This is a genomic window from Streptomyces sp. NPDC004752, assembly GCF_053601275.1.
This window is the reverse complement of the sequence record NZ_JBSGBN010000006.1, coordinates 72093-88052: the sequence shown is the minus strand read 5'-3', so window position 1 is coordinate 88052 and position 15960 is coordinate 72093. Positions and strand designations below refer to the sequence as shown.

At 69.4% G+C, this 15960-nt stretch carries 14 protein-coding genes and 2 pseudogenes; 10 read left to right on the top strand and 6 right to left on the bottom strand.

Annotated elements, in window-relative coordinates:
• Position 1: 1 nt before the first annotated feature.
• From ACWEKM_RS04565 to ACWEKM_RS04520, 10 genes and pseudogenes are all read left to right on the top strand, one after another.
• Complete coding sequence (locus ACWEKM_RS04565; RefSeq protein WP_451619672.1) at positions 2-829, top strand: ABC transporter permease; 828 nt, start codon at positions 2-4, stop codon at positions 827-829.
• Between the two features lie 48 nt (positions 830-877).
• Complete coding sequence (locus ACWEKM_RS04560) at positions 878-1969, top strand: ABC transporter substrate-binding protein (RefSeq protein ID WP_451619671.1); 1092 nt, start codon at positions 878-880, stop codon at positions 1967-1969.
• Positions 1970-2010: 41 nt separating this feature from the next.
• A complete protein-coding gene (locus ACWEKM_RS04555; protein ID WP_451619670.1) occupies positions 2011-3168 on the top strand; it encodes an FAD-dependent oxidoreductase in 1158 nt (385 codons plus the stop codon).
• Between the two features lie 16 nt (positions 3169-3184).
• Positions 3185-3784, top strand: coding sequence for an amino acid synthesis family protein (locus ACWEKM_RS04550; protein ID WP_451619669.1), 600 nt, complete (start codon positions 3185-3187; stop codon positions 3782-3784).
• Between the two features lie 39 nt (positions 3785-3823).
• The gene (locus ACWEKM_RS04545) at positions 3824-4570 is read left to right on the top strand and encodes a class II aldolase/adducin family protein (protein WP_451619668.1); all 747 of its coding nucleotides are present in this window, start codon (positions 3824-3826) and stop codon (positions 4568-4570) included.
• Positions 4571-4610: 40 nt separating this feature from the next.
• Entirely contained in the window at positions 4611-5543 is a 933-nt protein-coding gene (locus tag ACWEKM_RS04540) for a 3-hydroxyacyl-CoA dehydrogenase NAD-binding domain-containing protein (protein WP_451619667.1), read from the top strand.
• A 68-nt stretch (positions 5544-5611) separates the two neighbouring features.
• Positions 5612-6412: an alpha/beta fold hydrolase gene (locus tag ACWEKM_RS04535; protein ID WP_451619666.1), complete on the top strand. Its 801-nt coding sequence runs from the start codon at positions 5612-5614 to the stop codon at positions 6410-6412.
• Between the two features lie 34 nt (positions 6413-6446).
• The gene (locus ACWEKM_RS04530; protein WP_451619665.1) at positions 6447-6908 is read left to right on the top strand and encodes a YbhB/YbcL family Raf kinase inhibitor-like protein; all 462 of its coding nucleotides are present in this window, start codon (positions 6447-6449) and stop codon (positions 6906-6908) included.
• Between the two features lie 71 nt (positions 6909-6979).
• Positions 6980-7714, top strand: coding sequence for an IclR family transcriptional regulator (locus ACWEKM_RS04525; protein WP_451619664.1), 735 nt, complete (start codon positions 6980-6982; stop codon positions 7712-7714).
• Between the two features lie 452 nt (positions 7715-8166).
• Positions 8167-8985 (top strand): annotated as a pseudogene (locus ACWEKM_RS04520) (IS5 family transposase); the annotation flags it as partial.
• Between the two features lie 60 nt (positions 8986-9045).
• Here ACWEKM_RS04520 and ACWEKM_RS04515 read toward each other — a convergent pair.
• From ACWEKM_RS04515 to iolC, 6 genes and pseudogenes are all read right to left on the bottom strand, one after another.
• Positions 9046-9495: pseudogene (locus tag ACWEKM_RS04515) on the bottom strand (GntR family transcriptional regulator); the annotation flags it as partial.
• Between the two features lie 22 nt (positions 9496-9517).
• Positions 9518-11011: a CoA-acylating methylmalonate-semialdehyde dehydrogenase gene (locus tag ACWEKM_RS04510; RefSeq protein WP_451619663.1), complete on the bottom strand. Its 1494-nt coding sequence runs from the start codon at positions 11009-11011 to the stop codon at positions 9518-9520.
• 30 nt (positions 11012-11041) lie between these two features.
• On the bottom strand, positions 11042-12916 hold the full coding sequence (gene iolD, locus ACWEKM_RS04505; RefSeq protein ID WP_451619662.1) for a 3D-(3,5/4)-trihydroxycyclohexane-1,2-dione acylhydrolase (decyclizing): 1875 nt from the start codon (positions 12914-12916) through the stop codon (positions 11042-11044).
• Positions 12917-12924: 8 nt separating this feature from the next.
• Positions 12925-13812 carry a 5-deoxy-glucuronate isomerase gene (iolB, locus tag ACWEKM_RS04500; RefSeq protein ID WP_451619661.1) on the bottom strand — a complete coding sequence of 296 codons (888 nt, stop codon included), beginning with the start codon at positions 13810-13812 and terminating at the stop codon, positions 12925-12927.
• 26 nt (positions 13813-13838) lie between these two features.
• Positions 13839-14717, bottom strand: a complete 879-nt coding sequence (locus ACWEKM_RS04495; RefSeq protein WP_451619660.1) for a Cgl0159 family (beta/alpha)8-fold protein — start codon at positions 14715-14717, stop codon at positions 13839-13841.
• Between the two features lie 34 nt (positions 14718-14751).
• Positions 14752-15711 carry a 5-dehydro-2-deoxygluconokinase gene (gene iolC / locus ACWEKM_RS04490; protein WP_451619659.1) on the bottom strand — a complete coding sequence of 320 codons (960 nt, stop codon included), beginning with the start codon at positions 15709-15711 and terminating at the stop codon, positions 14752-14754.
• Positions 15712-15960 lie beyond the last annotated feature (249 nt).

Genomic DNA, 15960 nt, shown 5'->3' with positions numbered 1-15960 from the left:
CATGACGCTCACTCAGCAGAACGTGAAGAGGACGACCGACGCCGGGGCCGGCCGAGAAGGCGGCGCGTGGCGGTCGTGGCTCTCCAGGGCATGGCCCAGCATGGCGGTGTTCGCAGGCACCTTCGTCCTGTGGGAGCTCGCCGTCGGCATCTTCGGGATCTCGAGCTTTGAACTGGCGAAGCCCAGCGAGTTCCTCGGCGAGATGGGTCGCTCGAGCGACCTGCTGCTGGAGGCGACCTGGGTGACGACCCAGGAGATCCTCTACGGCTTCCTGCTCAGCCTCGCCGTCGGCGTGCTGATCGCTGTGCTGATCGTCCGCTTCGCCTGGCTGGAGCGCGCCCTCTACCCGCTGATCGTCCTCTTCCAGGTCGTGCCCAAGGTGGCACTCGCCCCCATCTTCATCCTGTGGTTCGGCTACGGCCTCGCGCCCAAGCTCCTGCTCATCGTGGTCATCGCCTTCTTCCCGGTCACACTCAACATGATCGTCGGACTGAAGGCAGTCGACCAGGATCTGATCCTGCTCATGCGGTCCGTGGGCTCCAACCGGAACCAGATCCTCGCCCGTATCCAGATCCCGACCTCGCTGCCGTACCTCTTCGCCGGCATGCGCATCGCGATCACACTCGCCGTCATCGGCGCCGTGGTCGCTGAGTTCGCGGGAGCCGAGAACGGCCTCGGCTACCTCATCCAGTTCGCCTCCACGCAGCTGGACACACCACTCATGTTCGCGGCCCTGACTCTCGTGTCCCTGCTCGGCCTGATCCTCTACTACGGGCTGTCACTCATCGAGTTCGGCCTGCGGAAGTGGTTCCCGCACATCGCGGCCTGATGCGCACTGACCACGGCTCTCGCACCTCCTCATCCGCCAGGAGCCACTATGTTCACACCCACCAAACCCCTGGCCACTCCCCGGGGGAAGCCCGCCAGGACATATACGAAGAAGGCGGCCACTGCCGCCGCGGCCGCCGCGGCACTCCTTCTCTCCGCCTGCGGCGGGGAGGCGGGCGGTGGCGCCGGCTCCGCCGACGGCCTCGACACCGTCACGGTGCAGCTCGACTACCAGCTGCGCGGCGACCACGGCATATTCCACGTCGCCGACAAGCTCGGCTACTTCAAGCAGCAGGGTATCGATGTCGAGGCCATCAAGACCGGCACAGGCTCGTCGAACGCCCTGCGACTCGTCGGCACCGGCCGCGCGGACTTCGGCTTCGCCGACCTGCCCTCGCTCGTCATCGCCCGCTCCCAGAACATCCCGGTGAAGGCGCTGGCGGTCGTCAACCAGCACTCGCCGCTGGCCATGTGCTCCGTGAAGAAGGACGTGGAACTGAAGTCGATCGATGACCTGAAGGGTCTGACGGCGGGCATTCACCCCGCCGGCTCGACCTTCGTCTTCTACCAGGCGCTCCTCTCCGCCAACGGCATGGAGCGCAAGGACCTCCGAGAGGTCACCGTCACCCCGCCGTACGAGAACTACCTCATCAAGGGCAAGGTCGACACCGTTCCCTGCTACATCGACGCCGAGGTGCCGCAGCTGGAGGACGCCGCGGGCGGCGAGGGCTCGCTCGACGTGATGCTCGGCTCGGATCACGGCTACAAGGTCTACGGATCCGGCCTGTTCACCAGTGACGAGATGGTCAAGGATCACCCCGACCTCGTCCAGCGCTTCACCAACGCTTATCTCAGGGCGTTCAGGTACGTCATCGACAATCCCGAGAAGACCGCGAAGATCCTCGCCGACTCCTCCCCGGAGTACCGCGACCAGGCCGACCTCTTCCAGCGGCAGCTGCAGGCGGACGTCGACCACACCTTCACCAGCGACGCCACCGAGAAGAACGGGCTCGGCGCCATGGACGCACAGGTGTGGCAGGCCACCATCGACACCCTCGCCGACCAGCAGGTGCTCAAGGGCAGCCCGCCCGCCGTCGAGGACATCTACACCCCGGCGTTCGTCGAGAAGTCCTCGAAGTGACCCAGGGCCGTCCGGCCTGACCAACGAGGGGAAGCGGAGCAATGGAAACCACGATCAACGGGCGAGGACGCCACGCGGAGGTGTCCGGCGCGGGCTTCGCCGGCCTCACGGCCGCGACCGCGCTCGCACAGCGCGGATGGACGGTGCGGATACACGAGATGGGCGCCGAGCTGCGCGAGCAGGGTGCGGGCATCGTCCTGTGGCACAACAGCCTCAAGGTCCTCAAGGCCATCGGCGCCTACGACGAGGTGATGGCCGACTCGATGACACCGCCCTGGTACGAGACGCGGTTCCAGCACGACAGTCTGTCGCACGAGGACTTCGGCGGACTGCCCTGGCGCACGCTGACCAGGCCACACCTGCACAAGTCCCTGCTCAATGCCGCCCTGCGGGCCGGAGTGGAGATCTGCACCGGCTCCGAGGTGGTCTCCGCCGACCCGCGCGGCCGGATCACCCTCGCCTCCGGCGAGACCCTGGACGCCGACCTCGTGGTGGGTGCCGACGGGGTGAAGTCGAAGGTGCGCGACTCGATCGGGTTCGCACAGGAGCGGTGGAAGTCGGGCGATGGCATCATCCGGCTCCTGGTCCCCCGCCATCGGGCCGAACTCGGCCCCGGCGAATGGGACAACGTCATCGACTTCTGGAACCTCGACCCGCGCTATCTGCGCGTGCTCTACGTGCCCTGCAACGAGCGCGAGCTCTACATCGCCCTCGGCGCCCGCCGGGACGATGAGCAAGGCAGCCGGACGCCGATCGACCTTGACCTGTGGACATCGGCCTACCCCGAGCTCACCCCCGTGCTGCGGTCCGCGGCACGGGCCCGGGACCCCCGCTACTACGGATACGAGACCACCCACGTTGCAGAGTGGCGCCGCGGTGTGGTCGCCCTGGTGGGCGATGCCGCGCACGCCATGCCGCCCGCGCTCGCCCAGGGCGCCGGCTGCGCCATGGCGAACGCCTACACCCTGGCCGTGGCCGCCAGCGAGGCCGCGGACGGCGAGCTGGAGGAGGCGATGGAGCGCTGGGAGCAGCTGGAGCGGCCCTTCACCGATCGCTGCCAGCAGCGCTCGGCCGACTTCGCCGCGACCCGGCGCATGTCCGAGGGCAGCCAGTTCACGCTGGAGAACCTCGAGACCGCGATCTACGACCCGACCAACCCCAATCGCCACGCACCGTCGGTGTCCGTGGCGCGGCCCTGATGAGGAGATGAACACGATGACGGCAGAGAAAGCGGTGACCGGCAACTACCAGGTGCGGCGCTGGGTCGGCCTGGTCGAGGAGACCCTGCACGAGAACGGCCCCGTCGTCGGGAAGCCGCTGGTCAAGGCGGTCTGCGGCGTCGTGATCAAGAATCCGTTCGCCGGGCGCTACGTCGACGACCTGACCGCGCTCACCGAGCCGAGCGCCGCGCTGGGGACGGCACTCGGCCGGCGGGCCGTCGCCCTGCTCGGCGGGGCCGAGGTGGAGAGCTACGGCAAGGGCGGGCTAGCGGGCCTGGACGGCGAGCAGGAGCACGTCGTCGCCTGCGTCACCACCGTCTTCGGCGACGCACTGCGCGAAGCCGTGGGCGGCGGAGCGGCGTGGATCTCCTCGGCGACCAAGACGGCCGCCGCGGGCGCGAGCATCGACATACCCCTCGCTTACAAGGACGAACTCTACGTCCGCTCGCACTACGACGCGGCGACGGTGTCGATACCCGACGTACCGCGCCCGGACGAGCTGTTCATCTGCGTGGCCGTCGCCGGCGGCGGTCGCGTACACGAGCGGGTCGGCGGGCTGACCGCGGCCGAGGCCCTCGCCGCGGCACACCGCTGACCACGCCCGCAGGCTTCCTTACCGAACGAAAGGTCACGCATGTCTCCCAGCGATGCCCTCCACTCGCAGGACGACTCGATCGCCAACGTCCTGGACAACCTCGCCCGGGCCCACCGGATCCTGGAGATGGAGGGACACGGCGACATGTCCATGGGCCATCTCTCCTACCGGGACCCGCACGGCCGCGGCCTGTGGCTGAAGCGGGGCAACCTCGGTCTGGAGGAGGTCCGCGCCGAGGACTACATCCTCATCGACTTCGACGGCAACGTCCTCGAAGGGCAGGGGCTGCGCCATCTCGAATGGCCGCTGCACGCGGAGATCATGCGCGCCCGCCCCGACGTCCAAGTGGTCGGCCACTCCCACCCGTTCCACGCCACGGTCTTCGGTGCCTCCACCGCCGAGCTGCAGCCGGTCAACAACCACGGAGTGTGGTTCGCCGAGCATGGCGTCCCGCGCTTCGACGCGACAAGCCACATCATCACCACCCCGGACCTGGGCAAGGCGCTCGCCCAGGTCCTCGGCGACGCCGAGGCCGTTCTGATGGCCAACCACGGAGCCTCTTTCGTCGGCCGCAACGTCAAGGACGCCACCCTGGCGGGGATCTTCCTGGAGTGGGCCGCCAAGTTCCAGCTCTCCCTGGCCGCCTCCGGGCTGCCGTACGAGGCACCGGACGCAAAGGAGACCAGCGAGAAGCACCGCCGCATCTACCCCGAGCGGGCCAGGGACAACTACTGGATGTACTTCAACCGCAAGCTCGACCGCCTCGAGGCGGGAGTCGCCGGCTGACCGTCCGCCCACCCGCCATCCGCAAGGAGGATTCACCACCATGAGCATTCCCAAGACCAGCACCGTCATCGGCGCAGGCAGCATGGGGCCCGGCATCGCGGCGCTGCTCGCCCGCTACGGATCGTATGTGCGCCTCAACGACGTCAGCGAAGAGGCCCTGGCGCGGGCGGAGGGGATCTGTGCCGCCGCCGTCACCCACCTCGACCAGCTCGACGTGCCCGTCACACCGGGCGGATCGGTCACCGTCGAAGTGGATCAGGCGAAGGCGCTCGACGGCGCCGACCTCGTCATCGAGGCGGTCCCGGAGCAGCTCGGGCTGAAGAAGACGGTGCTCGGCCGGATCGAGGCCGCAGTCGGCCACGATGTGATCATCGCGACCAACACCTCCGGTATCCCGATCTCGGACATGTCCGTGGACATGGCCCACCCCGAGCGCCTGATCGGTATGCACTGGTCCAACCCGCCGCACCTCATCCCCATGATCGAGGTGGTGAAGGGTGAGCGCACCGACCCGGCGGTCCAGGAGCGGCTCGTAGGCATCGTCAAGGCATTCGGCTACGAGGCGGTCGTCGAGAAGGAGGTGCCGGGCTTCGTCGAGAACCGCGTGCTGTATGCCGTCCTGCGCGAATGCATGGCCCTCGTCGAGGAAGGCGTTGTCTCCCAGCAGGACATGGACACCTGCGTGAAGTGGGGCATCGGCTACAAGCTCGCGGTCATCGGCCCGATGCGTCTGGTCGACATGGCCGGGCTCGACATCTACCAGGCCGTGGCCACCTACCTCAACCAGGACCTGTCGAACGAGACCGGCGTCTCCTCCCTCGTCACCGATCTGACCGGCCAGGGCAAGCTCGGCATGAAGACCGGAGGCGGACTGTACGAGTACACCGAGGGCGAGGTCGCCACCAAGCGCGCCGAGATCGTCGCCGGACTGGTCGGCGTACGCAAGGCGCTCTCGGCCATCAAGCCGGTGTGAGCGGCCGGGTGAGTGCGATGACATTCGACCCGCAACAGTCCGGGCCGAGGGTAGGGGATGTCCACCGCGTGTCCGCCGGGGAGATCGAGCTGTGCATCCGCGACCTGGGGCCGCGCGACGGGCCCACGGTCGTCCTGCTGCACGGCACCACCGCCAGCCTCGGCATCTGGGACGGCGTCGTGGCACGACTGGGCGGATCGATCCGTACGATCGCCGTCGATCAGCGCGGACACGGCCGCAGCGACAAGCCCGCCACCGGGTACGGTGCAGCCGAGTACTGCGCCGACGTCCTCGCGCTGCTGCAGCGGCACGCGCGCGGCCCGGTGGTTCTGGCCGGCCACTCACTCGGCGCCCGCAACGCCGTGGTACTCGGCGCGGCACACCCTCACGCCGTGGCGGGCGTCGTGGCCGTCGACTACACGCCGTTCGTGGAATCCGGGGTGCTCGACGACCTCGACACCCGGGTCCGCGGCGGCGACCGCACCTTCACCTCGCCGGCCGAGATCGAGGCGTACCTCCGCGAGCGCTACCCACTGCTGCCGGCCGACGCCGTACGCCGCCGCAGGCAATACGGCTACGCCGCTGCCGACGCCGGCCTCCGGCCGCTCGCCGACCCTGGTGCGATGGTCCGTACCGTCGCCGGCCTGCGGCAGGCTTTCACCGCCGAGACCCGGAACATCCCGGTGCCCGTGACCTTGATACGCGGCGAGCACAGCAGGATCGTCTCGCCCCGCGCTTTCGCCGCCACCAGGGAGCTGCGCCCGGACTTCCGCGCCGTGCAGCTCCCCGGGCTCGACCACTACGTGCCGGAGGAGGACCCCCAGTCAGTCGCAGACGAGATCGTTCGCATGCTCGACCGGACGGGCTGAGCCGCCCGCCCCACCGCCGAAGGAAAACACCGACATGCCCTTGAACATCAAGGACCTCGCCGTCACCGCCCTGGACTTCGGACCTGGCGAGCGCATCCCCGACAGGTTCGCCGCCGACCACGGCAACGCTGCCCCCCGGCTGGAGATCACCGGCGTCCCGGCCGGAACGGTCGAACTCGCCCTGATCGTCCACGACCCCGACGCGCCACTGCCGCAAGGCTTCACGCACTGGGTTGTCTACGGAATCGACCCGGCGGCCCCCGTCGTCCCCGCACAGGGCGGCACGGCCGTCTACCGCGAAGGCCCCACATCCCTTGGCACACACGCCTATACGGGCCCTCAGCCACCTCCGGAGCACGGCACACACCATTACTATTTCTGGGTGTACGCCCTCGATACTGCCGTCAACGGTGAACCGACAAGAGAGGAGTTTCTCAGCGCGTATGGCAACCACGTTATCGAGCAGAACCGGCTCGTCGGCACATACTCGGCTTGAGGCGTCCACGGTGACCACGAACATGAAGGGGCAGGCGCACAGTGTCTGAAGGGCGGGAGAGGACCCCCGGCGTGGACAGCGCCCGGCGGGTGCTGAAGGTCCTTCTCCTCTTCACCGAGAAGGGGCCGGAGCTCAGCGTGGAGGAGATCGCCCACTCCGTGGGTATCTCCGTCCCCTCGGCCTACCGGTTCATCTCACTGCTGCGGGAGATGGATCTGGCGGAGGACAACGGCAAGGGGACCTATGTACTCTCCCCGCGCGTCTTCCTTCTGTCCCGCAGCGCCGAACAGGCCTTCCCCTTGTCGAAGGTCCTGCACCCGTTCGTCGAGCGGCTGTCGAAGGCCACGGGTGAGGCCGCACTGGTCATCCGGCGCGTGGGAGACTTCGCGACCTGCGTGGAGATGAGCCATCCGGAGCACACGATCCGGCTGTCGTTCGAGCCCGGGCAGATCATGAGCCTGCACCGCGGCGCCGGCCCCAAGGTTCTGCTCGCCTCCATGGGAGAAGCGTGGGCACAGCGCTATTTCGACCGGCTCCGTCCGCCGCCGCCGGCTGCGGAGCGCGACCATGCCTTGGCCAGTCTGCCCGGCATCGTGGAGCGAGGCTGGTCGAAGAGCGAGGCGGAGGTGGACGAGGGCGTCTGGGCCGTGGCCGCGCCGATCAAGGCAGCCGACAAGGTGGTGGCCGCGGTGACCGTCGCCGGCCCGCAGTTCCGTATCAACGAGGACCAGGCCGAACACATCACGGAACAGGTGATGTCAAGCGCGGCCGAGCTCTCGGAGTCCCTCAGCACCTGGCAGCGGTGAACCGCCTCCTGGGCATTGCCAAGTTGCCGGTGCGACTGGCGGGTTGGGGTGTGCGGAGGTGCGGCTGGCCCGAGGGGGCGTCCGGGTCCGCCGGTCGTGGCCATGCCGGTGACGGCCCTTCAGGAGGAATCGTCCGGTCATCTCGGCGCGGTGGTCACTGAACCGTTCTCATCCTGTCCCGTAGGGGTGAAAGTGCAGGTCAGCGGGGTGGTGTGACGAGGCGAGGCTCCTGGTCGTCGCGGTGGCACGCATCGTCCGAGGAGCCTCGCTTGGTCCCGTCGTGCCATGGTCGACGTCCCTTTTGAGCTGGTCGAGCACGTCTCGTGGCTCGTCTGTGCCCGAAGGTGTGAGAGGGCGGTATGTAAGTACATAGATGATCTGTTGTCACCTGAACGTGTGGCAGTGCGGCATCCCGGCTGGTCGGCGGCCGTGCGCGTGCTGGGCTGGTCGCCGTGAGCGAGCGCAAGCCCTACAAGACCGACCTGTCCGACGAGCAGTGGTCGCTGGCCGAGCCGGTGATCACTGCGTGGAAGGCCGCGCATCCCTCGGTCAGCGGCCACCAGGGCCGGTACGCGATGCGGGAGATCGTCAACGCGCTGCTCTACCAGGGCCGCACCGGCTGCCAGTGGGACTGCTCCCGCACGACTTCCCGCCGCCCGGCGCAGTGAAGTACTACTTCTACACCTGGCGCGACGACGGCACCGACCAGACCATCCACGACCTGCTGCGCCGGCAGGTGGGGGAGAAGGCGCGCCGCAAGGCGGACCCGAGCCTGGTGGTGCTCGACACCCAGAGCGTGTACGCGGCAGCCGGGGTGCCCGCGCAGTCGACGGGACGTGATGCGGCAAAAAGTACCGGGCCGCAAGCGCGGCCTGGCCGTTGACGTCCTGGGGCTGGTGATCGCGGTGGTCGTGGTGGCCGCGTCGGCGCACGAGAATGCCATCGGCATCACGCTGCTGGACAAGGTCGTTGGCGACACCGACACCGTCGAGAAGGCCCTGGTCGACCAGGGCTTCAAGAACGCCGTCGTCGCGCACGGGCAGAAGGTGGGCATCGAGGTGGGCATCGAGGTGGAGATCGTGGAGCGCAACCCCGCGCAGACCGGGTTCGTGCCGATCCCCAAGCGGTGGATCGTGGAGCGCGCCTACGGGACCTTGATGCTGCACCGCAGGCTGGGGCGCGACTACAAGCACCCGCCCCGCAGTTCGGAGCCGCGGGTGTACTGGGCGATGACCGCGGTGATACGGCGCCGACTGGGAGTTGCGTCGGCAGCGCCTGGTGGAGGAGATCGAGGAGATCTTCCGTGGCTCCGGGGGCACTTACGGCTGGCCGAGCAGCGAGACCTCCGCGCCCTCCGCGATGCCGAGCGCGGCCGCGACGTCGACGGTCGCGGGGACGCGCTCGTTGCGGACGACCTGCGTGGTCGGGCCCTGCCCGGCCGCCTCCAGGTCGTCGTAGAGGCTGCTGAGTTCCAGGGGGCGCTTGACCTGGCTGTGCACCACCTGGCTGCCCACCCCGCGTCGGCGCACCAGCAGCCCCTTGTCGACGAGCGACTGGATGGCCTGCCGGACGGTGGGCCGGGACAGGCCCAGCCGTACCGACAGGCCCACCTCGTTGCCCAGGAGGTTGCCCGGGGCGAGCGCCCCGTGCTCGATCGCCGCCTCCAGCTGCTGCGCGAGCCGGTAGTACAGCGGCACGGGGCTGCCCCGGCCCAGGGCGAAGTCCAGCGAGTCCAGCGCGGAGGTGGACGTGGTGTGTGCGGAGCCGCGGGTCTTCGCCATGGGCGCCGTCCCTGTCGGGGTGTCAGGAATTGCTGGGGAAACCGAGGTTGATGCCGACGTCGGACGGGTCCGGCCAGCGGGTGGTGATCACCTTCCGCTGGGTGTAGAAGGCGATGCCGTCGTTGCCGTAGATGTGCAGGTCGCCGAAGAGCGAGTCCTTCCAGCCACCGAAGGAGTGGTAACCGACCGGCACCGGGATCGGCACGTTCACGCCGACCATGCCCGCCTTCACCTCCAGCTGGAAGCGGCGGGCTGCGCCGCCGTCCCGGGTGAAGATCGCGGTGCCGTTGCCCCAGCGCGAGTCGTTGATGAGCTTGATGGCCTCGTTGTAGGTCTCCGCACGCACCACCGCCAGCACCGGGCCGAAGATCTCGTCCCGGTAGGCGTCCGCCGTCAGCGGCACCCGGTCCAGCAGCGAGACGCCCAGGAAGAAGCCGTCCTCGTGGCCGTCCACGCTGTACCCGGTGCCGTCCACGACGACCTCGGCGCCCTGCTCGGCGGCCGACGCCACATACGAGGCGACCTTGCCGCGGTGCTCGCGCGTGATCAGCGGGCCCATCTCGGAGGCCGGGTCGTTGCCGGGGCCGATGCGCAGGTTCTTCGCCCGCTCGGCGATCTTGCCGACCAGCTCGTCGCCCGTGTCACCGACCGCGACGACGACCGAGACGGCCATGCAGCGCTCGCCCGCCGAGCCGTACGCGGCGTTGATCGCCTGGTCGGCGGCGAAGTCCAGGTCGGCGTCCGGCAGGACCAGCATGTGGTTCTTGGCACCGCCGAGCGCCTGGACGCGCTTGCCGTGCTCGACTGCCTTGAGCTGGATGTACTTCGCGATCGGCGTGGAGCCGACGAAGGAGACCGCCTCGATGTCCGGGTGCTCCAGGAGCCGGTCCACGGCGACCTTGTCGCCCTGCACGACGTTCAGCACACCTTCCGGCAGCCCCGCCTCGGAGGCCAGCTCGGCGAGCCGGTACGACGCCGACGGGTCCTTCTCGGACGGCTTCAGCACGAAGGTGTTGCCGCACGCGATGGCCAGCGGGAACATCCACATCGGCACCATGGCCGGGAAGTTGAACGGCGTGATGCCGGCGACCACACCCAGCGGCTGCCGGATCGAGGCCACGTCCACCCGGGTCGACACCTGCGTCGACAGCTCGCCCTTCAGCTGCACGGAGATCCCGCAGGCCGGCTCCACGATCTCCAGGCCGCGTGCGACCTCCCCGAGCGCGTCGGAGTGCACCTTGCCGTGCTCGGCGGTGATCAGCTCGGCGATCTCGTCGCGGTGGGCGTCCAGCAGCTCGCGGTACTTGAACAGGATCGCGGTGCGCTTGGCCAGGGACGACTGGCCCCAGCTCTCGAACGCGGCCTTGGCGGAGGCGACGGCGGCGTCCACCTCGTCGACGGTCGCGAAGGCGACCTGTTTCTCCTGGGCGCCGGTGGCCGGATTGTAGACGGGGCTGAAGCGGCCGGAGGTGCCCTCGACCGGCTTGCCGTCGATCCAGTGGGTGATGGTCCGCATGGTGCGAAAGTGCCTTTCGTAAGGGGGAGTTCAGAGGTGACGACGGCGTCCGGCGACGTGCTGGTCATAGCGTTCGCGGGCCTCGACGGCGGCCTCGCGTGAGGCGACCTCGGCCACGGGCACGTCCCACCATGCCTCGGGGCCCGGCGAGGTCGGGTTCAGGATGTCCGTCTCGACGTACACACAGGTGGGCTGGTCGGAGGCGCGGGCCGCGGCCAGCGCCTCGCGCAGTTCGCCCACCGTTTTGGCGCGCAGCACGTCCATGCCGAGGCTGGCCGCGTTGGCGGCCAGGTCGACCGGGAGCGGGGCGCCGCTGAAGGTGCCGTCGGCGGCCCGGTAGCGGTAGTCGGTGCCGAAGCGCTCGGCGCCGACCTCGTTCGACAGCCCGCCGATGGAGGCGTAGCCGTGGTTCTGGATCAGGACGATGTTGACCGGCAGGCCCTCCTGGACCGCGGTGACGATCTCCGTCGGCATCATCAGATAGGTGCCGTCGCCGACCAGCGACCACACGACCGTGTCCGGGGCGGCCTGCTGGATGCCGATCCCGGCCGGGATCTCGTAACCCATGCAGGAGTAGCCGTACTCCAGGTGGTACTGGCGCGGCGAACGCGACCGCCACAGCTTGTGCAGGTCACCCGGGAGCGAACCGGCCGCGTTGATCACCACGTCGTCGCCGACGACCGCGTCCAGCGCGCCGAGGACCTGCGTCTGCGTCGGTACGGCCGTCTCGTCGTCGGCCCGGTAGGCGGTCTCGACGACCGCGTCCCAACGCTCCTTGCCGGCGCGGTACTCGGCCTCGTACGCGGCATCGACGCGCTGGCCGGAAAGCGCCTCCGTCAGCGCCGTGAGCCCCGCCCGCGCGTCGCAGACCAGCGTCCGCGCGGCCAGCTTGTGCGCGTCGAAGCCGGTGATGTTGAGGTTCAGGAAGCGCACGTCCGGGTTCTGGAAGAGCGTGCCCGAGGCGGTGGTGAAGTCCGTGTACCTCGTCCCCACGCCGATCACCAGGTCCGCGGCGCGGGCGATGTCGTCGCTCACCGAGGTGCCGGTGTGGCCGATGCCGCCGAGGTCGGCGGGGTGGTCGTAACGCAGGGAGCCCTTGCCGGCCTGGGTGGAGGAGACCGGGATGCCGGTGGCCTCGACGAACGCCTTCAGCGCCGCCTCGGCCTCGCTGTGGTGGACACCGCCGCCCGCCACGATCAGCGGGCGCTCGGCGGAGCGGATCGCCTCGACGGCCGCCGCCAGCTCGACCGGATCGGGCGCGGGGCGCCGTACGTACCAGACGCGGTCGGCGAAGAACTCCTGCGGCCAGTCGTACGCCTCCGCCTGCACGTCCTGGGGGAGGGCCAGCGTCACCGCGCCGGTCTCGGCCGGGTCGGCGAGCACGCGCATGGCGTTCAGCGCGGACGGGATCAGTGCCTCGGGGCGGGTGATCCGGTCGAAGCAGCGGGAGACCGGACGCAGGGTGTCGTTCACCGAGACGTCCGTCTCGGTGGGGTGCTCCAGCTGCTGGAGCAGCGGGTCCGGGGCGTGCGAGGCGAAGTAGTCGCCGGGGAGGAGAAGGACCGGGAGACGGTTGATGGTGGCGAGTGCGGCGCCCGTGACGAGGTTTGTCGCGCCGGGGCCGATCGACGTCGTCACCGCCTGCGCGGAGAGGCGGTTGAGCTGGCGGGCGTGGCCGACGGCCGCGTGCACCATGGACTGCTCGTTGCGGCCCTGGTGATAGGGCATGACGTCCTCGCCCGCCTGGAGGAGGGCCTGTCCGAGGCCGGCCACGTTGCCATGGCCGAAAATCCCCCAGGTGCCGGCGATCAGCCGGTGCCGTACGCCGTCGCGCTCGGTGTACTGGGCGGACAGGAACCGCACCAGCGCCTGGGCGACGGTCAGACGGACGGTGGATGGGCTCATCGGGGACCTCACTGGGGCGGAGCGGTGTAGAGGGGCAGACGGGGGTCGACGGGCTGGTCCGGCCAGGTTCCGCGGACCCAGGCGTGATCGGGGTGGTCGCAGATCAGCCAGGCGCGCTCGGCCTCGGGACCCGCCATGACGTTGAGGTAGTACATGTGGTGGCCGGGCACGGCCATCGAGGGCCCGTGCCAGCCGTCGGGGATCAGCACGACGTCGCCGCCGCGCACCTCTGCCAGGACGTCGGTGTTCCGGCCGTGGCCGGAGGGGGAGACCCGCTGGTAGCCGAGGCCGGGTGTGCCCTCGTGGTCGGCGAACTCGAAGTAGTAGATCTCCTCGAGCACCGACTCCTCGCCGGGCCGGTGCTCGTCGTGCTTGTGCGGCGGGAAGGAGGACCAGTTGCCGCCCGGCGTGATGACCTCGACCGCGATGAGCTTGTCGCACTCGAAGACGCCGGCCGCGCCGAAGTTGTTGACCTGACGGCTGCTGTTGCCGGTGCCGCGCAGTTCCACCTGCACCGAGGAGGCCGGTCCGTAGCGGGCGGGCAGCCGCCGCGAGCAGCGCGCGCCGGTCAGCGCGAACCGTCCGCCCTCGGTGGACGAGATGGTCGTACGGGCGTCCCGCGGCACATAGGCGAAGTCGCTGACCCCGCTGAACACGCCCTCTCTGCCGGACAGCCGGAAGGTGTCGTGGCCCAGATCGTCGGTCGCCTCGACCGTGCAGCCGCCGTTCAGCGGCAGCACGATCCACTCGCTGTCGCCGGTCTCGAAGGTGTGCGAGCCGCCGGGCGGCAGCTCGAGGACCTTCAGGCTGGAGTAGCCCCAGCCGGCCTGCTCGGGCGTGACGTCCACGATGTACGGGCCGCCGAGCGCCTTTCCCGCGGGAAGGTGATACGTCATTGTGTTCCTCCGCGTCACAGTCCGTGTCACAACAGGCCGACGGCCGTGTCCACCGCCGTCTCCACACTGCCCTCGGCCGGGTAGAGCAGCGAGCGGCCGACGACCATGCCCTGGACGGTGGGCAGCCGGAGCGCCTTGCGCCAGCGCTCGTAGGCGCCGTCCTGGTCGCCCCCGACCTCGCCGCCCAGCAGGACGACGGGAAGCGTGGACGTCTCCAGGACCTCGGCCATGTCGTCGGGGTCGTCGGTGACGGGCAGTTTCAGCCAGGTGTGGGCCGAGGTGCCGCCGAGGCCGGACGCGATGGCTATCGACCTGGTGACGGCCTCGGCGGACAGGTCGTTGCGCACCCTGCCGTCGACGCGCCGGGAGATGAACGGCTCGACGAACAGCGGCAGCCGCAGCGCCGCCATGGCGTCGATGGCACGGGCGGTGGACTCCAGGGTGGTCAGCGACCCGGGGTCGTCGTAGTCGATACGGACCAGCAGCTTGCCCGCGTCGAAACGCAGCCGGGCGATGTCCTCGGCGCGGTGGCCGGTGAAGCGGTCGTCCATCTCGAAGGACGCACCTGCCAGACCTCCGCGGTTCATGGAACCCATGACGACCTTGTCGTCGAGGACGCCGAGCAGCAGCAGGTCCTCCAGGACGTCCGCGGTGGCCAGGACTCCGTCGACGCCGGGCCGGGAGAGCGCGATGCAGAGACGTTCCAGCAGATCGGCCCGGTTGGCCATCGCAAGGCGCCGGTCGCCGACGCCGAGGGCGCCGCGGGCCGGGTGGTCGGCGGCCACGATCATCAGGCGGCCGCTGTCGCCGATCAGCGGGCGGCGCACCCGGTGGGCTGCGGCCTCCGCGATCGCCTCGGGGCGCCGGGCTCTGATCGCAGTGAGGTCGGGGATGCTGATGCTCAAGGAAAGCTCCGTTCAGGGATGGCTGGGACGGCCCTCACGACGCCTGTGCGAGAAGGCCCTCGACCTCGGACTCGGTGGGCATCGCGGAGGAGCAGGCGAGGCGGGAGGCGACGAGCGCGCCGGCGGCGTTGGCGTACCGCATGACCTTCTCAAGCTCCCAGCCGGACAGCAGCCCGTGGACCAGCGAGCCGCCGAAGGCGTCGCCCGCGCCAAGTCCGTTGGCGACCTCGACCGGCACAGGCGGCACCTCGGCCTGAGTGCCGTCCCGGTGCACCGCCAGGACACCCTTGGGGCCCTGCTTGACGACCGCGAGATCCACACTGGCTGCCAGCAGCGCCTCGGCGCACGCGCGGGGCTCACGGACCCCGGTGGCGACCTCGCACTCGTCGAGATTGCCGACGGCGACCGTGGCATGCCGCAGTGCCTCGGCGTAGTACGGGCGGGCCTGGTCGGGATCGCGCCAGAACATGGGGCGCCAGTCGAGGTCGAAGACCGTGGTGCCCGCCTTGTCGCGCGCCTTGAGGGCGGCGAGCGTCGCGGAGCGGCTCGGTTCCTCGCTCAGGCCGGTGCCGGTGATCCAGAAGACACGGGCCGAACGCACCGCCCGGTAGTCGAGCTCTTCGGAGCGTATCTCCAGGTCAGGCGCTTTAGGCTGTCGGTAGAAGTACAGCGGGAAGTCGTCCGGCGGGAAGATCTCGCAGAACGTCACCGGCGTGGGAAAGGCCCCCACCGGGGTCACCCAGCGGTCGTCGACACCGAAGTCCTTCAGAGCCTCGTGCAGATAGGTGCCGAACGGATCGTCGCCGGTGCGCGTGATCACGGCGGTGCTGCGGCCGAGCCGGGCAGCGGCCACCGCGACATTCGCGGCGGAGCCTCCGAGGAATTTGCCGAACGTCTCCACCCGCGCCAGAGGGAGGCCGGACTGCAAGGGGTAGAGGTCGACTCCCATTCTTCCCATGGTGATCAAGTCGAAGGACTTGGCTGAGTCGGCCATGCGTGACGCTCCTAGAGCTGGACAGGGGTTGCGGGTCCCAAGGTGCCTGCCGCCTCCCAGGTGTAGGACGTGGAGGCCGATGCTGTCAATGCTTTGTACTTACATTCGGACCTGAGCGTGAAGTGATGTCTTAACAAAGTATTGACAGCGGGCGTATCTAGGGATTGGATCCCGTCCCAGCGAAACCGCCGTGTTCCACGGCACAGAGGACGCGGACCGCGAGGTCCGGGTCATGGATCCCAGTGATCA

Coding starts and splice junctions, on each gene's coding strand:
- ACWEKM_RS04565 (WP_451619672.1), top strand. CDS start 2: ATGACGCTCACTCAGCAGAACGTGAAGAGGACGACCGACGCCGGGGCC.
- ACWEKM_RS04560 (WP_451619671.1), top strand. CDS start 878: ATGTTCACACCCACCAAACCCCTGGCCACTCCCCGGGGGAAGCCCGCC.
- ACWEKM_RS04555 (WP_451619670.1), top strand. CDS start 2,011: ATGGAAACCACGATCAACGGGCGAGGACGCCACGCGGAGGTGTCCGGC.
- ACWEKM_RS04550 (WP_451619669.1), top strand. CDS start 3,185: ATGACGGCAGAGAAAGCGGTGACCGGCAACTACCAGGTGCGGCGCTGG.
- ACWEKM_RS04545 (WP_451619668.1), top strand. CDS start 3,824: ATGTCTCCCAGCGATGCCCTCCACTCGCAGGACGACTCGATCGCCAAC.
- ACWEKM_RS04540 (WP_451619667.1), top strand. CDS start 4,611: ATGAGCATTCCCAAGACCAGCACCGTCATCGGCGCAGGCAGCATGGGG.
- ACWEKM_RS04530 (WP_451619665.1), top strand. CDS start 6,447: ATGCCCTTGAACATCAAGGACCTCGCCGTCACCGCCCTGGACTTCGGA.
- ACWEKM_RS04510 (WP_451619663.1), bottom strand. CDS start 11,011: ATGCGGACCATCACCCACTGGATCGACGGCAAGCCGGTCGAGGGCACC.
- iolD (WP_451619662.1), bottom strand. CDS start 12,916: ATGAGCCCATCCACCGTCCGTCTGACCGTCGCCCAGGCGCTGGTGCGG.
- iolB (WP_451619661.1), bottom strand. CDS start 13,812: ATGACGTATCACCTTCCCGCGGGAAAGGCGCTCGGCGGCCCGTACATC.
- iolC (WP_451619659.1), bottom strand. CDS start 15,711: ATGGCCGACTCAGCCAAGTCCTTCGACTTGATCACCATGGGAAGAATG.